This window comes from Thiohalocapsa halophila, assembly GCF_016583825.1.
GTDB lineage: Bacteria > Pseudomonadota > Gammaproteobacteria > Chromatiales > Chromatiaceae > Thiohalocapsa > Thiohalocapsa halophila.
The window spans coordinates 47,255-61,768 of sequence record NZ_NRRV01000026.1 but is presented as its reverse complement, the minus strand read 5'-3'; the positions used below and the strand labels follow the sequence as shown (position 1 = coordinate 61,768).

8 protein-coding genes are annotated in these 14,514 nt (G+C 67.3%); 5 read left to right on the top strand and 3 right to left on the bottom strand.

What is annotated here, in order from left to right:
* The first annotated feature begins 405 nt into the window (after positions 1–405).
* From pilV to CKO31_RS27230, 5 genes are all read left to right on the top strand, one after another.
* Positions 406–906 (top strand): type IV pilus modification protein PilV, encoded by a 501-nt coding sequence (gene pilV / locus CKO31_RS12415; protein ID WP_200237782.1) that lies wholly within the window; start codon positions 406–408, stop codon positions 904–906.
* On the top strand, positions 903–2,183 hold the full coding sequence (locus CKO31_RS12410; protein WP_369075130.1) for a PilW family protein: 1,281 nt from the start codon (positions 903–905) through the stop codon (positions 2,181–2,183). Before pilV ends, CKO31_RS12410 begins: the two co-directional genes overlap by 4 nt.
* A gap of 5 nt (positions 2,184–2,188) precedes the next feature.
* On the top strand, positions 2,189–2,866 hold the full coding sequence (locus CKO31_RS12405) for a pilus assembly PilX family protein (protein ID WP_200237777.1): 678 nt from the start codon (positions 2,189–2,191) through the stop codon (positions 2,864–2,866).
* A gap of 128 nt (positions 2,867–2,994) precedes the next feature.
* The gene (locus tag CKO31_RS12400; RefSeq protein WP_200237774.1) at positions 2,995–7,062 is read left to right on the top strand and encodes a pilus assembly protein; all 4,068 of its coding nucleotides are present in this window, start codon (positions 2,995–2,997) and stop codon (positions 7,060–7,062) included.
* A gap of 25 nt (positions 7,063–7,087) precedes the next feature.
* Positions 7,088–7,609, top strand: coding sequence for a type IV pilin protein (locus tag CKO31_RS27230; protein ID WP_322789135.1), 522 nt, complete (start codon positions 7,088–7,090; stop codon positions 7,607–7,609).
* A 14-nt stretch (positions 7,610–7,623) separates the two neighbouring features.
* Here CKO31_RS27230 and CKO31_RS12390 read toward each other — a convergent pair whose 3' ends face one another.
* The 3 genes from CKO31_RS12390 to speA all read right to left on the bottom strand — a co-directional run bounded on the left by CKO31_RS12390 (position 7,624) and on the right by speA (position 14,272).
* The gene (locus CKO31_RS12390; RefSeq protein ID WP_200237769.1) at positions 7,624–10,824 is read right to left on the bottom strand and encodes an efflux RND transporter permease subunit; all 3,201 of its coding nucleotides are present in this window, start codon (positions 10,822–10,824) and stop codon (positions 7,624–7,626) included.
* Between the two features lie 229 nt (positions 10,825–11,053).
* Complete coding sequence (locus CKO31_RS12385; protein WP_200237766.1) at positions 11,054–12,205, bottom strand: efflux RND transporter periplasmic adaptor subunit; 1,152 nt, start codon at positions 12,203–12,205, stop codon at positions 11,054–11,056.
* Between the two features lie 174 nt (positions 12,206–12,379).
* Positions 12,380–14,272 carry a biosynthetic arginine decarboxylase gene (speA, locus tag CKO31_RS12380; protein ID WP_200237763.1) on the bottom strand — a complete coding sequence of 631 codons (1,893 nt, stop codon included), beginning with the start codon at positions 14,270–14,272 and terminating at the stop codon, positions 12,380–12,382.
* Positions 14,273–14,514: the final 242 nt, after the last annotated feature.

Below are 14,514 nucleotides of genomic sequence, written 5' to 3'. Positions count from 1 at the left end.
CGTCGTGCGTCGGCGTTTTTGGCACTGCCGTCTGCGTCTCCCCCAGTGAGGCTTTAACCTCCTGTATTATCAGCTGTTCCTTTTCGAGCCCCGGGGCCCGGCTCGGGCTTCGCTGCGGCCGGGCCCCGCTGGTCGCGCCATTTCGGTTGCCCGTCGGTGTACCTGCCAACTTTCCCACACGCTCCGGTACGCTTCGGGCATACCCCGACGCCAAGATAGGCGGTTTGCTTAAATACAACGGCGCCTGGCGCACCGGCTCAGTGCAGCGCTTTGCGAGCGATAGCCGAAGGCCGCGTTGCACGCAGCGGCGGGGGCGCATCCGGCAACGGCGGGCCTTCGCATCCACACCACGGGCCGAGCCGGGCTGCAATTCTGAGGCTAGCGTGGATCGCATAGAGGTCAAGCATGACGCGTCTTCGCCACACTGCTCGCGCCCGCGGCTTCTCGCTGGTGGAAGTGATGGTAACGCTTTTCATCATCGCCATCGGCGCCCTCGGCGTTGCTGGCTTGCAGCTGGCGGCCATGCGCAGCAACCACAGCGCCTATCTGCGCTCCCATGCGACGCTGGCTGCCTATGCCTTGTCGGACCGTCTGCGCGCCCATCCCGCCGAGCTGGCCGGCACCAAGATCGACACGGACTCCCCTGACGGGCATGCGCTCTTTGCAGACTGGGCCGGAGAATTGAATCGCACGCCCTTGGAGAAGCCCGCGGACAAGCCGCTTGCCACGCTGGACTGCACCGGCGCCGCCTGCGGCGCAGGGCACTGCGCCATTATCATTCGGTGGAACGATAGCCGCGCCGAGCAACCGGCGCTGGCAGCCGCTACGGCTGTGCAAGCTGGTGGCGCCGCGGGCCGAAATATCGAAGCCTTGGAATTGCGGATCTGCGCACGCGTGCCGTCATGAGCATCGCCCCGAAGCGCGTTGCGTGCAGAGGTCGCCCATCCCGCAGACGCAGTCCGGCGCGTCACGACGGCGGTGTCTCACTGGTGGAGCTGATGGTCGCCCTGGCCGTTGGCGCTGTCGTCGTGCTGGGCTTGACGGAAATCCTCGCCAACACGAACGCGACCTATGCACGCGAGCAAGCCTTCGCCCGGCTGCAGGAGAACGGCCGTATTGCCTCGATGCTGCTTGCAAAAGAGATGCGCCCAATGCGGTCCACCGACTGCAAGAGCATTGCCATGCACCAGGAGCAGGGCAGTCTCACGGTGAAGGCCTGCGATTTGCTGGAGGGCGGCTGCACCCTCGGCAACAGGGACTACCTAAGCATCCACCGCGCGCTCGGCTACGACCAGAGCGAGGATCTCACCAATGCCGCCAAATTGAGTGATCTGCCCGCAGCGGCTGCGGCCAATGTCGCCGACCGCTATGTCGGCGGCGATGTGCTCGTAGCCTGGGGTATCGATCCGCACGGGATGGCCGTGAGCGCCGGCCTAGGCAGCGACGGCACCGAGCCCATCGAGCTGGTGGCGGCAATGGGCCTCGAAGCCGATGACCTCGCGTTGATCTCGAATTGTCAGTATGCGCATGTCTTTGAGGTGAGTGATCCGGACAATGGGCCGACCACCACCATCCACCATGCCGGTGACGTGAACGCTGTGAGCCACCTGCGGGCCGAGGCGGCCTATAAGGGGACCGCGCCCTACAATCAGCGAGCTGCCGATCCCCGAGCAGTCGTCTACCCGCTGGTGTACCGGGTGTTCTACGTCTGCTGCGTGCAAGACGGCTCCCTGCAAACCGGCAGCCGTCGCGACAATTGCCGGCCCTCGGAGTATGGGGCTGCTGCACCCGAGGGCTACCGACCGGCGCTCTGTATGTACGACCGCGGTCGCGGCAGCGGCAGAAGCGAGGTCGTCGTGCCCAATGTCGCCGACATGCGCCTCACCTATAGTGGCGATGCCAACGCCGATGGCGCGCTCGACTACAGCGGCGAGAGCGCAGCGAAGATCGCAACGGATGCGAAATGGGCCAGTGTCCGCTCGGCCGCCGTGGAGCTGCTGCTGGCCACCGAAGAAGAGAACGCTGCCCGTACGCCGAGCGCGCCGACCCAGTCCGATTGGCCGCCGAGCGATGACGCAACGGATCGGCTCGGCGCGGCATACCCGGCCGATGATCGTCTCTATCAGCGCTTTCGCTTCGACGTGGCGCTGCGCGCCGCGACGCCTTGGGCCTTGTGGGAGTGAGGGCGGTGCCTGACCGCGCGAGCCTCGTCCATCGCAGCCCGCGGCAGCAGGCGCCGAGGCAGCAGCGCGGTGCGGTTCTCATTGTCGGACTCGTGATCCTGTTGGTCGTCACGATGATCGGCATCAGCGGGCAGCAGACGACGGTCCTGCAGGAGCGGCTCGCCGGCAATATGCGGCAGAACACGATCGCTTTGCAGGCGGCGGAAGCAGGGCTTCAGGTGGGCCTCACGTATATCGAGCAACAGGATTTTCCCATCACGGCAACGGCCGCCGGCGCGAACTACGTTTGGACCTCCTGCTCCGTCGCCGATGCCGAAGCCCCGGGCAATGCAGCAGGCGCGGAGCACGCTTGTCAGCGCCTTGAGAGCGTGCTCGGCAGCTGGCGCAAAGTCCCGAGCCAGCTGGAAGCGGGCGAGGCATATAAAGGCGTGGCGTACGCCGATCTCGCCGGCGTACTGGACAATGCGCCGGGCGGTAATACGGCTGTGGCCATCCCCGGCGTGGTGGCCCAGCCACGCATCTATATCGAGGCGCGCAAAGAGCCCATCTCGCCGGATACCCAGGCCAACTCCTTTGGTCGGCTCGTGACCTACTACTACACCGTCACCAGCGTCGGCTTCGGCGGCAACGAGCAATCGCGCGCCGTCCTGCAGTCCACCATCGTCAAGCAGGTGCATCAGTGATGACGCCGGGGCGGCGGCGCGACAGCCACGGACAAGGCGGTCCACGGACAACGCGGCGCCTGTGCACTTTGGCGCGCGCACCAGGCGCCGCTGCGCTCGGCTTGGCGATGGCCGCCGCAGCAAGCGACATGCCGGACGAGATCCCGCCGTTCCTGTCGGAAGGTACCGGGCCGAATCTCGTCATCACCGTGGATGACTCCCAATCCATGGAGCGGGCATTCTTTGGACCAAAACCATGGGGCCAGCGCGATGAATTCGCTGCCGGAAGCCGTTGGCTCGCCTCGCCCGACGCCAATCCCGTCTACTTCAATCCGCAGACCACCTACCGGCCCGCCAAGGACGCCACGGGTATACCCCTGGCCATCGACGACGCGAACGGTCAGTTCTCGGCTTATCCGTTTCGTGGCGAGGCTGCCTGCAATGCGCATCGCGACAACCTGAGCGGTCAGCAGTATCAGCCCGTCGCAGCAGACGGGGCGGGGGACCCGGACACTTGCAGCCCGACGCGGATAGACTCAGGACTAGAGCAAGACTCCCCATACTATTACGCATTCGACGGCGATGCCCGTTACCGAGTCGTGCCCGACGCGCAGGCGGGCGAGTGGATGTCGAGCGCCAGTGATGTGCCGGTCTCCTATGAGGCCTGTGCTGCCGGGGAGTCGGGCTGTGACCACCTGTGCAGCGACGAGCATCCGAGCCCCGGCTTTTTGACACCCGACCCCTGCTTCGAAAAGCGCTATGTTGCGGATCTCCCCTGGGACCCGGATGCGCGCTGTGGTGCTGGCCTCGACGGCGACTGCCCGCAAAGCGCCGCCGAGAACTTTGTCACCTGGTACAAGTATTACCGCACGCGCATGCTCACCGTGAAGACGGTCTTGAGTCGCGTCTTGCAGGATCTCGACGGCGGCGTACGCGTCACCTATCAGGGCTTGCCGCAAGCCGATTGGGCGCCGGGAACGACCCACTACGACAACCTCGTGACGCGCTTCCAGACGTTCAGCAGGAATCGCAGCACCCTGTTCGCATGGCTGTTTGACCTGGCGCCGACGAACGACAAACCCCTCGTCAGTGCTCACATCCGCGCCGGTGAATTCGCCAGCCAAGGCATCTCCTTGGCCGATGACATCGCCTCACACGGCTGCCGGGCGAATCCGGGCGCCGATGACCCCGACAGCGACAACATGTGCGGCGCGCGGTGCCGGAAGAATTTCCATGTGATGTTCACCGACGGCGCCTGGGATGATGACTGGGGCAATGGTGGCGGCGCGAGCGGCCAAGGGGGCGGGGTGTGGCCGGAGGGTACAGGCGACCCGGCCGACGGCAGTCAATGGCTGGAGGACAACTGGGACGGAGACTCAGCCGCCGCAGTGGACCTTCCGACGGATGCGGCCTCGCCGTTTGGTGCCATCGACTATACGCCTACCGCGCCCTACAAGGACACCAATACCGGCATGCTCGCGGATGCGGCGTTTTATTATTGGGCGCGCGACCTCCGTGAAGACGTGGATAACGATGTGCCCATCTTGCTGGGTGACCTCGCAGCCGATGCGGACACGGACAGTGCGGTCAATTTCTGGAATCCCGACAACAACCCTGCCGACTGGCAGCACCTGAGCCTATTCACGATCAGCTATGGCTTGGAGGGAATTGTCGAGTCAGATCAAGATGGTGACCTGGACTACGGACAATATCGCAGCGGCAGCACCTTGTACGACATCTGGACCGATGGCTTTCCGTCGTGTAAGGCCGCCGGCTATGACTTCGATGACGACAATAATCCGGACACGGCACCTGCGGGCGGCATCAATGAGCCCTGTGAGCTGGCGATCGCGGGCCGACAGGCGCAGATTCCGCCCGCGGCCAAGGCGGATGATCTCTTTCACGCTGCCCTGAACGCCCGCGGCCGACATTTCAGTGCATCGGCGCCGGAAGCGCTGGTGGCCTCGTTCGAGAACGTCCTGGATGCGGTGGCAGCCGCCTCCGACAAAACGGTGACCAACGCCCCGGTGGCCCTGACCGCCGGGGATCTGAGCGAAGACACCCGCATCTTTCAAGCCGTCACGGATGCGCCTGCCTGGCTGGGCGAGATTCGCTCCCTGCGCGTTTCCACCGGGAGCCAGCCCGCCGATCATGATTGCCATACAGTGGCCCGGGGCGAGCTTTGCGATACCGCGCAGGACCCTTACCAAACGACGCGCGCCGATGACGCCTTTCCGGCCGCAGCCGACCGGGTGATCTTCACCTTTGCAGAGGGCACGGGTGAGCCGGCGCTGTTCAACGCCGAGAGCTTCGATGCGCTCTCCGCTGAGCAGCAGGACGGTCTGACGGGGGGTGACCCGCAGCTGGAGGTCGCCAGGGACTACATCGACTGGCTCCGGGGTGACCCTGTCGAGGGCTTTCGCAAGCGTGACACGCCGCTCGGCGATATTCTCGGCAGCGGGCCGCTGGCGGTCGGACCGCCTCGGCAAGTCTTTGCGGATGCGGACTATGTCGCGTTCAAAGAAGCGCACAAGGACCGCAAGATGATGGTCTATGTCGGCGCAAACGACGGCATGCTGCACGCGTTCGACGCTGACAGCAGCACCGCCGCACTGATCGAAACCTTCGCTTATGTGCCAGGGGCGGTGTACGACGGCCTGGCGGATTTGGCGGACCCGGCCTATGGAGGGGGGGATCCGAAGAAGCAGGCCTTTGTCGATGGCCCGCTCAGCTATTCGGATGCCCAGCTCGCGGATGCCGATGGCACCACCAACGACTGGCGGTCGATCCTGGTGGGCAGCTTCGGTGCCGGCGCCCAGGGTATCTTCGCGCTGGATGTCACCGATCCCGACCCGCCCAACAGTGCCGCGGGCGCCAGCGACGTGGTGCTCTGGGAGTTTACCGACGCATCCGGGAATGACGACGGCCGCGATGGACGGGATATGGGCTACAGCTTCGGCAAGCCCGCCATTGTGCGCATCGATGATGCCGGAGGCGGCGGCGATGAGCCGGCTTGGGTCGTTCTCGTCGGTAACGGCTACGAGAATCGCAGCACTCAGGGCGAGAACGCAGCCGCCTGTGGCGACGCTCAGGCAGGGTCGCCCACCAACTGCACGGTCAGCCAAACGGGCAACGCGGTTTTGTATGTGCTCAATCTGGCCGGCGAAGACGCACAGAGAATTCGCGGGCACATGGACACGCTCGAGGGCTCCGAGGATGCCCCCGACACGGCTGCGGCCGGTGACAATGCAGCGCCGTGCTCAGGGGAGTCGAATAACGACGATCCCGCCGACAGCCGCTCGAACGGGCTCGGAGAGGTCTCGACCTTGGACGAGGATGGCGATCTGGTTGCCGACCGGGCGTATGCCGGGGATCTGTTCGGCAACCTGTGGCGGTTCGATCTCACGGACCTCGACGCGACGCCGGTCAAGATCTTCACCGCCGAGGACGCCGACGGCAACCGCCAGCCGATCACCACCCGCATCGCTTTCGTCAGACATCCCAACGGTGGCCATATGCTGCTGTTCGGCACCGGGCGCTTCCTGAGCACCGCCGACAAGCATGATGACTCGGTACAGACGTTCTATGGCATCTGGGATGCCGATCGGTACTGGAGCGGCGATAGCTTCGACATCCCGGAGCGTGGCGACTTGCTTCAGCACGCGTTCACGGCCGATGACATTGCCGTCAATGGCGACGGCGGGATCGTGAGCCTGGGACGCATCAGCACAGCGACGCCCACCAACACAGTGACGGAGCCGCGCGGCTGGATGATCGACCTGGTGCCCGTCGGGGACAATGACGCGAGTGCCGAGTGCAGCGGCGCCGAGCGGATCGCGTCGGCGCCACAGGTGCGTCAAGGCCGCGTCGTCTTCGTCTCGGTGATTCCGGGCGGGGCCTGCGTGGCCGGCGGCGTCAGTTGGATCAATGCCTTGGATGCCATCGATGGCTCGCGGCTGTCGGTCACGCCCTTCGACTTCAATCTGGACGGATATTTCGACGAGGCCGACTTGCTGGCGGCCCAGGCCGGCGAGCGAACGGTCGGCAGCAGCATTCGGGTCACGGCCGAGAGCGAAGCCGGCATCTATTCTGCGCCCGCGATGCTTGGGCTCGGAGGGGGCGAGCTCATGAGCATCTTGTCGGACTCCGCGGGCAATCTGCTACAGCTGGAGGAATCCAACGCCTATGGCTGGCGGACCTGGCTGCAGTTGGAGTAGCAGGAATCGCTCGTCGCGCGTCGCCGTGAGCGCCAACGTCCCAAGGACCGCACGCGCCGACGACGGGCCCGCGGGCAGGACGCGTGACCATCAGGGGTTCTCCCTTATCGAGCTGCTGGTGGTGGTGGCCATGGTCGGTATCCTCGCCGCGGTGGCGTATCCGAGCTATCAGGAGCAGGTTCGAAGCGCTCGCCGCTCCGAGGTGCAGGCGGAGCTGATGCGGCTTGCCCACTTCATGGAGCGCATCTACACCGAAACCGGTTGCTACAACCCTGGCGCTGACAATGTCTGCGGCACCGGCGACGATGCGGCGCCGGCCATCGCCACCGGTGCCGACCATTACAGCGTGAGCTTCCCCGGCGGTGTCGCCGCGAACGCCTTCACCTTGCAGGCGACGCCCACGGGCCCCCAAGCCGGTGACGGGGTGCTGCAGATCGACGAGCTCGGTCAGAAGTTCTGGGACGAGAACGGCGACGAGGGCACCGATGCGCTCGGGCTGGAAGCCCCCAGCCCCGAGGCCAAAGACCTGGATTGGAGCCGCGGCTGACGCGACCGGTGGCGTTATCGCGTAGGCTCGGGCAATGCCTCTCCGGCGTGTGCCGCGGGCTCCCCATGCGCACCCCGCCGCACGAACCGCAGGGTCAGTGCCAGCAGCGCCGGCATGAAGGTCAGGGTCACCAGTGTGCTGAACAAAAGGCCGAACAGCACGATGGCACCGAGCCCGCGGTAGAGCTCCGTCCCTGCGCCCGGGTTGAACACCAGCGGCGACAGCCCGGCCACGGTGGTGACCATGGACATCATGATCGGGCGGATGCGCACCCGCACCGCCTCCGTCACGGCGTCCATGATGGCGAGGCCCTGTTCGCGCACATTGCCCACCGCCCGCTCGACAATCAGGATCGGGTTGTTCACCACGGTGCCGATGAGCACCAAAAAGCCCAGCATGGTGATCATGTCGAAGGGCTGCTGGATGGGATAGAGCCCGATCTTATCCAGGTGCGCGCCGCTCAGATTCAGCAGCCAAAGCCCGGCGATGCCGCCGCTGATGCCCACAGGTACGCTGGTCATAATGAGCAGCGGCCAGCCCCAGTGGCTGAACACCGCCACCATCAGCAGATAAGCAATCAGCAGCGCTACCGCGAAGTTGCCCGCCAGGGCCCGCATGGTGGCCTGCAGTCGGTCGCTGGCGCCGCTCAATTGCAGGCGGATTGCTGCGGGCAGCTCGCCCGCCGCCGGCATGCCCTGGATGATCTCCTGCTGGACTCGGCGGACGCCTTCCTCCAGCGCCACGTCGTCCGGCGGGATGATGCTCATGGTGATGGTGCGGTCGCCGTCCACGCGGCGGATGGTCTCGGTGTTGACGCTCTCGGCCAGGCGGGCGACGGAGGACAGGGGGATGATGCCGCCGTTCGGGGAGTAGAGCATCAGGCGCTCCAGATCCTGCGGGCGCTCGATGTTGCCGGCGGTGCTGTAGAGAAAGATGTCGATCTCGTCGTCATCGAGAAAGAAATCGTCCACGAAGGCGCCGTCCGAATAGGCCCAAACGGTATAGCCCAGGTCCGCCGGCGCGATGCCGAGCTCGGCCGCGCGCTCCCAGTCCGGGCGCACCTCCAGCATGGGCTGGCCCAGGGTCAGCGCCGAGGGCTCGGACTTGACCCGCGGGCCGTCGAAGATGGCCTTGGCCTTGGCCTGCACCTTGGAGGCTGCATCGAATAGGGTCGCCAGCTGCGGCCCGCTGATCTCGATGTTGATGGCGCGGGTGCCGCCGAAGTTGCCGGAGAAGATGGACCCCCGGCTGGAGAAGCTGCGCAACCCCGGAAGCGCGCTCGTCTTCTCGCTCGCGACCTGCATCAGATCGGCGGTCTGGCGGCGGTCGGTGGCTTCCCGCACGGCGAACACGCGGCTCTGGCTTGCGAAGCCGATGGTGAAGTTGAGTGCCGGCACGTCCGTCTCGCCCGCGGCGAACAGCGCCGGGTCCTGTCCCACGGCCGGGTAGAAGTCCTTGTCCACCTCCTGGAAGGCGCGGCGCATCATGTCGATGTTGTAGCCGGGTGGGGCGAACATCAGGGTGAAGATCTTGGACTCCTCGCCCTCCGGCAGATACTCCGCGTCCGGCGTCAGGGTCCAGATAATGGCCCCGGCGGCACCGAGCACCAGCGTGATGACCAGCAGCGGGCGGACGATCCCCTGCGCCAGCCAGTGCACCATGCCGAGCACCGCGGCAGCGAAGGCCCCGCCGAGGCGGTCCAGCAGGCGCCGACGCCCCGAAGCAGTCGGCGGGCTGAGCCAGCGCCCGGCCGCCGCCGGCACCAGGGTGATGGCCAGCAGCATGGACATCAGAATGCTCGATGAGATGGCAATCGCAATGTCCGAGTACAGCTGCCCCGCCTCCTGCTGCACGAACACCACCGGCAGGAACACGGCCACCGTGGTGAGGGTGGAGGCCAGCACCGCGGGCCAGACTTCCCGCACTCCCTCGAGCGCCGCCTTGAGGCGCTCCTTGCCCTGGCTCAGGTGGCGGAAGATGTTCTCCAGCACCACAATGTTGTTATCCAGCGTCATGCCGATGGCGAAGGCGACGCCGGCGAGCGAAATCACGTTGATGGTGCGCCCGGTGAGCATGAGCCCGAGAAAGGCGGCGACGGTGCAGATGGGGATGCCGATGGCGCCGATGAGCGTCGCCGGCAAGGAGCGCAGGAACAGAAACAATACCAGCGTCGCCAGCACGGCGCCGATGGCAAGATTGCGCTCCACCACCCGAATGGCATCCGTGACATAGACGACATCGTCGGCGGTGCGGATGAGCTTGAGTCCCTTGGGGCCCAGCAGCGTCTCGTTCAGCTCCGCGACCTTGTCCATCATGTCGCGCTTGATCTGGATGACATTGCTGCCGATCTGGCGGCTCACCGCAAAGCCGAGGATGGGCTTGCCCTCGGAATAGGCGTAGCTGCGCACCTCGGCATAGCCGAGCTCGGCGCGACCGACGTCCTTGAGCCGGATGAAGGCGCCGTCGCGCTCGGCGATGACCAGCTCCTCCAGCTCTTCGGGACTGTCGAAGCGCCCGATGGTGCGCAGTAGATAGCGGCGCTTGCCGCTGTCGAGGTCGCCGCCGGAGACGTCGCGGTTGCGCGCGCGAATGGCCTCGCGCAGCTCCGTGAGGCTGATGCCGCGCTCGGCGAGCCGCACCGGGTCGACGTAGACCTTCAGCTGGCGCTCTGCGCCGCCGCGCAAGCCCACGCTCGACACCCCCGGCACCCGCTCCATCTGCTGCACCACGTACTCCTCCACCCAGTCCCGCAGCGCGACGATGTCCTCTTCGGTGAAGGCGCCGGTCTCCGGCATCAGCCGGAAGTACATGAAGGCGTTGCTGGAGAAGGCCTCCGCCCGAATGCTCGGCTGGTCCACGTTCTCCGGGTAGCCCGGCACTTGGGACAGGGCGTTGTTGACATTGAGCAGCGCCTCTTCCATGGGCACCGTGAAGGGAAACTCCAGCTCGATGTCCGCGCTGCCGGTGCTGGCGGTGGACACCATGCGCTCCAGCCCAGGGATGCGGCCCAGGTACTTCTCCTGCTCGATGACGATCTCCTTCTCCAGGTCCTGGGGCGCGGCGCCGGGCCAGCTGGTGCTGACGGTCACCACCCGCGCGTCCAAGTCCGGGATCATCTGCGCCGGCACGTTGAAGATGGACAGGATGCCGAACAGGGTCAGCAGCAGGACGGCCACGGTGAGGATCACCGGGCGCTCGATGGCGAATTTGAACATGGCGGTGGTCGTTGCCGGAGCCGGCAGGGCGTTGCGGGCGCGCTCGGCGCCGGGTATGGCCTAATTGGCGCCGTCGAGAGTCGGAGGCAACGTGCGGGACGACCCGCAGGCGAGGCGGCCGGCCCAAACCGCCGGACCCCGCAGCCGGCGCCGCGCGTCGCCAGCCTGTGCGTCAGGCCCCCGCGCGCCCAGGGGCTGAGCTGGGTGGCGGCCGCACGAGGCGGCGGCTCTAATCGAGCGCGACTGTCTCCGCCGCGTCCGGGCGGGGCGCGCTCGGCTGGGGTGCGCTCGGCTGGGGAGCGACGGTCTGGCCGGGCTGGAGGGATTCGTTGCCGAGCAGCACCACGCGGTCGCCGTCGGCGAGCTCGCCGGCCGTGATCTCCAGGCGATCGCCGCCGGCACGGCCGGTTTCCACTTCGATGGGGTAGGCCTTGAGGATGCCGTCTTCCTCCTGTACCCGCCAGACCTCGCGTGTGCCGCCGGCTTTGGCGACGATGGCGTCCCGGGGCACGCTCAGGACCTCGGCCTCGCCGCCGGCGAGATCTACCCGCACTCGGGCGGACATACCGGGGGCCAGCAGGCGATCCGGGTTCGGGAGGTCGATGAGGATCGGGAAGGTGCGCGAGCGGGCGTCGCCGCTGGCCACGCGCGCGAAGACCTCGCCGCGGAAGCGGCGCTCCGGCAGCGCATCGAATTGCACCGTCGCGCCGGCGCCGCGGGTCACCCGCGCGAAGTCGGTCTGCGGCAGGGTCGCGCGGATGCGCAGCACGTCCAGGGCCACCAGCTCCACCGCCGCCTCGTCGCGCTTGGCCCATTCGCCAACCTCCAGGTGGCGGGTGACGATCATGCCGGCGAAGGGGGCGCGCAGCCGGTGCCGGCGCTGGATTTCCTCCGCCCGGGCCAGTGCCGCGCGCTCCGCGGCCAGCGCGGCTGCGGTCATGTCCACGCGCGCTTCGGCAGAGCGGATGTCGGTCTCCGATGCGTGCCGGCCCTCCTTGAGCCGCAGCAGCTCGTCGCGGATACGGATGGCGTCCTGATGGTCGGCCGCCGCCTCCTGCACCCGCGCCGCCGCCGCCTCGACGTTGTGGGCCTCGAGCCGGTCGTCCAGCGTCAGAATCGGATCATCGGCGTCCACCAGGCTGCCGGCGTCGACGAACAGCTCCGTGACCAGCCCGTCGACCTTCGGCGACAGCGCCGCCCGTCGCCGGGCGATGGTGGTCCCCGACAGCACGGCCTGCTCGCGCAGCACCTGCCGCTTGACCTCGGCGAGCGTCACCGGCGCCGGCTCGGCAGCCGCTGCGGACACGAGGGCCGCGCCCAGGCCGAGGAGCGCTGTGGTGATCCAAGCCGGGGCAGCGGGGCGGGAGCGGGTGGTGATCATGACCAGCGCATGCAGAAGCGTGAGATTTCCCAACACCGGCACCTATATGGTAGCGCCCTGCCCGTTTCACGACCCCAGCCAGGAGGCCGGCCTCTAACATGGGGACGCATCTAATTATGGGGACGGTATATTGAATTCTGAGGGCTGAGGGCTGAGGGCTGAGGGCTGAGGACGTCACAGGCTGCCGAGATAGGTATAGCCATAGAGCCCCGCCTTCAGCTCCAGGTACAGCCGCTCGCGCTCGCTGCGCGGCAGCCCGGTGGCGTCGATACGCCGACGGTAGCGGGCGAGGAGCTCCCGCGGCTCGAAGTGCACATAGCTCAGGAGCTCGTCGGCCGAGTCGCCGCGCTCGGGCTCGGACAGGCGGTAGCCCTCCGGGCGCTGGGCATCCAGGGCGATGTTGACGGCGTCGGTGTCGCCGAAGAGGTTGTGAATGTCGCCGAGGATTTCCTGATAGGCCCCCACCATGAAGACGCCGAGCAGATAGGCCCCGGCGCCGGGATCCCGGGCGTGCACCGGCAGGCTCGCTTCGATGCCGTCGGCGTCCACGTAATGGCTGATGCAGCCGTCGGAATCGCAGGTAAGGTCGTGGACGATGCCGCGCTCCGTCGGCGCCTCGTGCAGGCGCTGTAGGGGCACGATAGGGAAGATCTGATCGATGGCCCAGACATCGGGCAGGGACTGGAACAGCGAGAAGTTGCAGAAAAGCTTGTCGGCGAGCTCGCCGTTGAGGCGGTCCAACAGCTCCCGCTGCCGGCGGCTGCTGTGCGAGAGCCGCGCCCGCAGCGCCCGGCAGATGCCGGCATAGCACTCATCGGCGCGGGCGCGCGCCGCAAGGCCCAGGCGGCCGGCAGCGAAGTCCTCGCGCACGGCCAGCACGGCGGCCTCGGCGCGCTCGAAGAGCGCCAGCGGCGGGCCCTGGTCCACCTCCGTCAGCGCCTGCTCCAGGGCCGCCAGGTGAGGGCTGGCCGTTGGCGGGTCCGACGGTGGGGCATCCGGCGTCTGCGCGAGGCCGCCGGCGCGCTCGCGGTCCACCACGTCCATGATCAGCACCGCATGGTGCGCGGACAGCGCCCGGCCGGACTCGGTGACGATATGCGGGTCGGCGACGCCCGCCTCGCGGCAGATGGTGGCGGCGGTGCCGAGGATGGCGCCGGCATAATCCTCCAGGGCGTAGCTCACGGAGCAGTAGGCGCGGGTGCGGGTGCCTTCGTAGTCGACGCCGAGGCCACCGCCGATGTCGAGGGTCTCCAGCCCGCAGCCGCGCCGGACCAGCGCTGTGTAGAAACGGCACAGCTCCGTCACGCCGGCGCGGATGTCGGCGAGGCTCGGGATCTGCGAGCCGAGATGCGCGTGCAGCAGCCGCAGCCAGCCGAGACCGCCGGCGGCCTCCAGCTGCGAGACCAGCGCCAGCACCTGCTGCGCGGACAGCCCGAACTTGGCCCGCTCGCCGCCGCTGTTCTGCCAATTGCCGGCCGCCGCCGCGGCCAGGCGCACACGCACCCCGAGCAGCGGTTCGACGCCCAGGCGCTCCGCCTCTTCGATGACCAGCTGCAGCTCCGAGGGCTTCTCGATGACGATGTGCACGGCGAGGCCGAGGCGGCGGCCGATGAGCGCGAGGCGAATATACTCGCGGTCCTTGTAGCCGTTGCAGACGACCATGCCGCCCTCGGGCACCAGGGCGAGCACCGCCATGAGCTCGGGCTTGCTGCCGGCCTCCAGGCCGATGCCGCCGCCGCTCAGGATGGCCCGCACCACGCTTTGCTGCTGATTGACCTTGATGGGGTAGACGGGCCGGTAGGTGCCGCGCCAGTCCAGGCGGCTCATGGCGCCCTCGAAGGCCGTGCGCATGACCCGCACGCGGTGGCGGAGGATGTCGTCGAAGCGCACCAGCACCGGCAGGGACAGGCCCTCGTCGCGCAGCCGCCGGGCCAGCAGCGCCAGGTCGATCTCCGTCGCGGCATTGGGGTCCGGGCGCACCGCGAGATGGCCGGCGGCGTTGATGTGGAAATAGCCTTCACCCCACCGGGCGATGGCGTAGATGGACTCGCAGATAGGTCTTTGCATGTCGCGCGCTGGGTTGAGGTTGCGTCGTCACTAGGGTGCGGCGCCCTATTGCGCCAGTCTAACGCCGGGTCGGCATGGGCACACTGGCGGCGGGTGCGCCTTGGGTGTCTTGCGCGCCCCGAGCACGTCGAGCCGCCGCCGACCGTCCGGCGCTAGGCCCTCCGGTGATGGCTTGGGGTGCTGCGGCGTGGACCTGCATCAGTCTCCTTGGTTACCATGTGGGATGCTGTCGCGGACCGTCG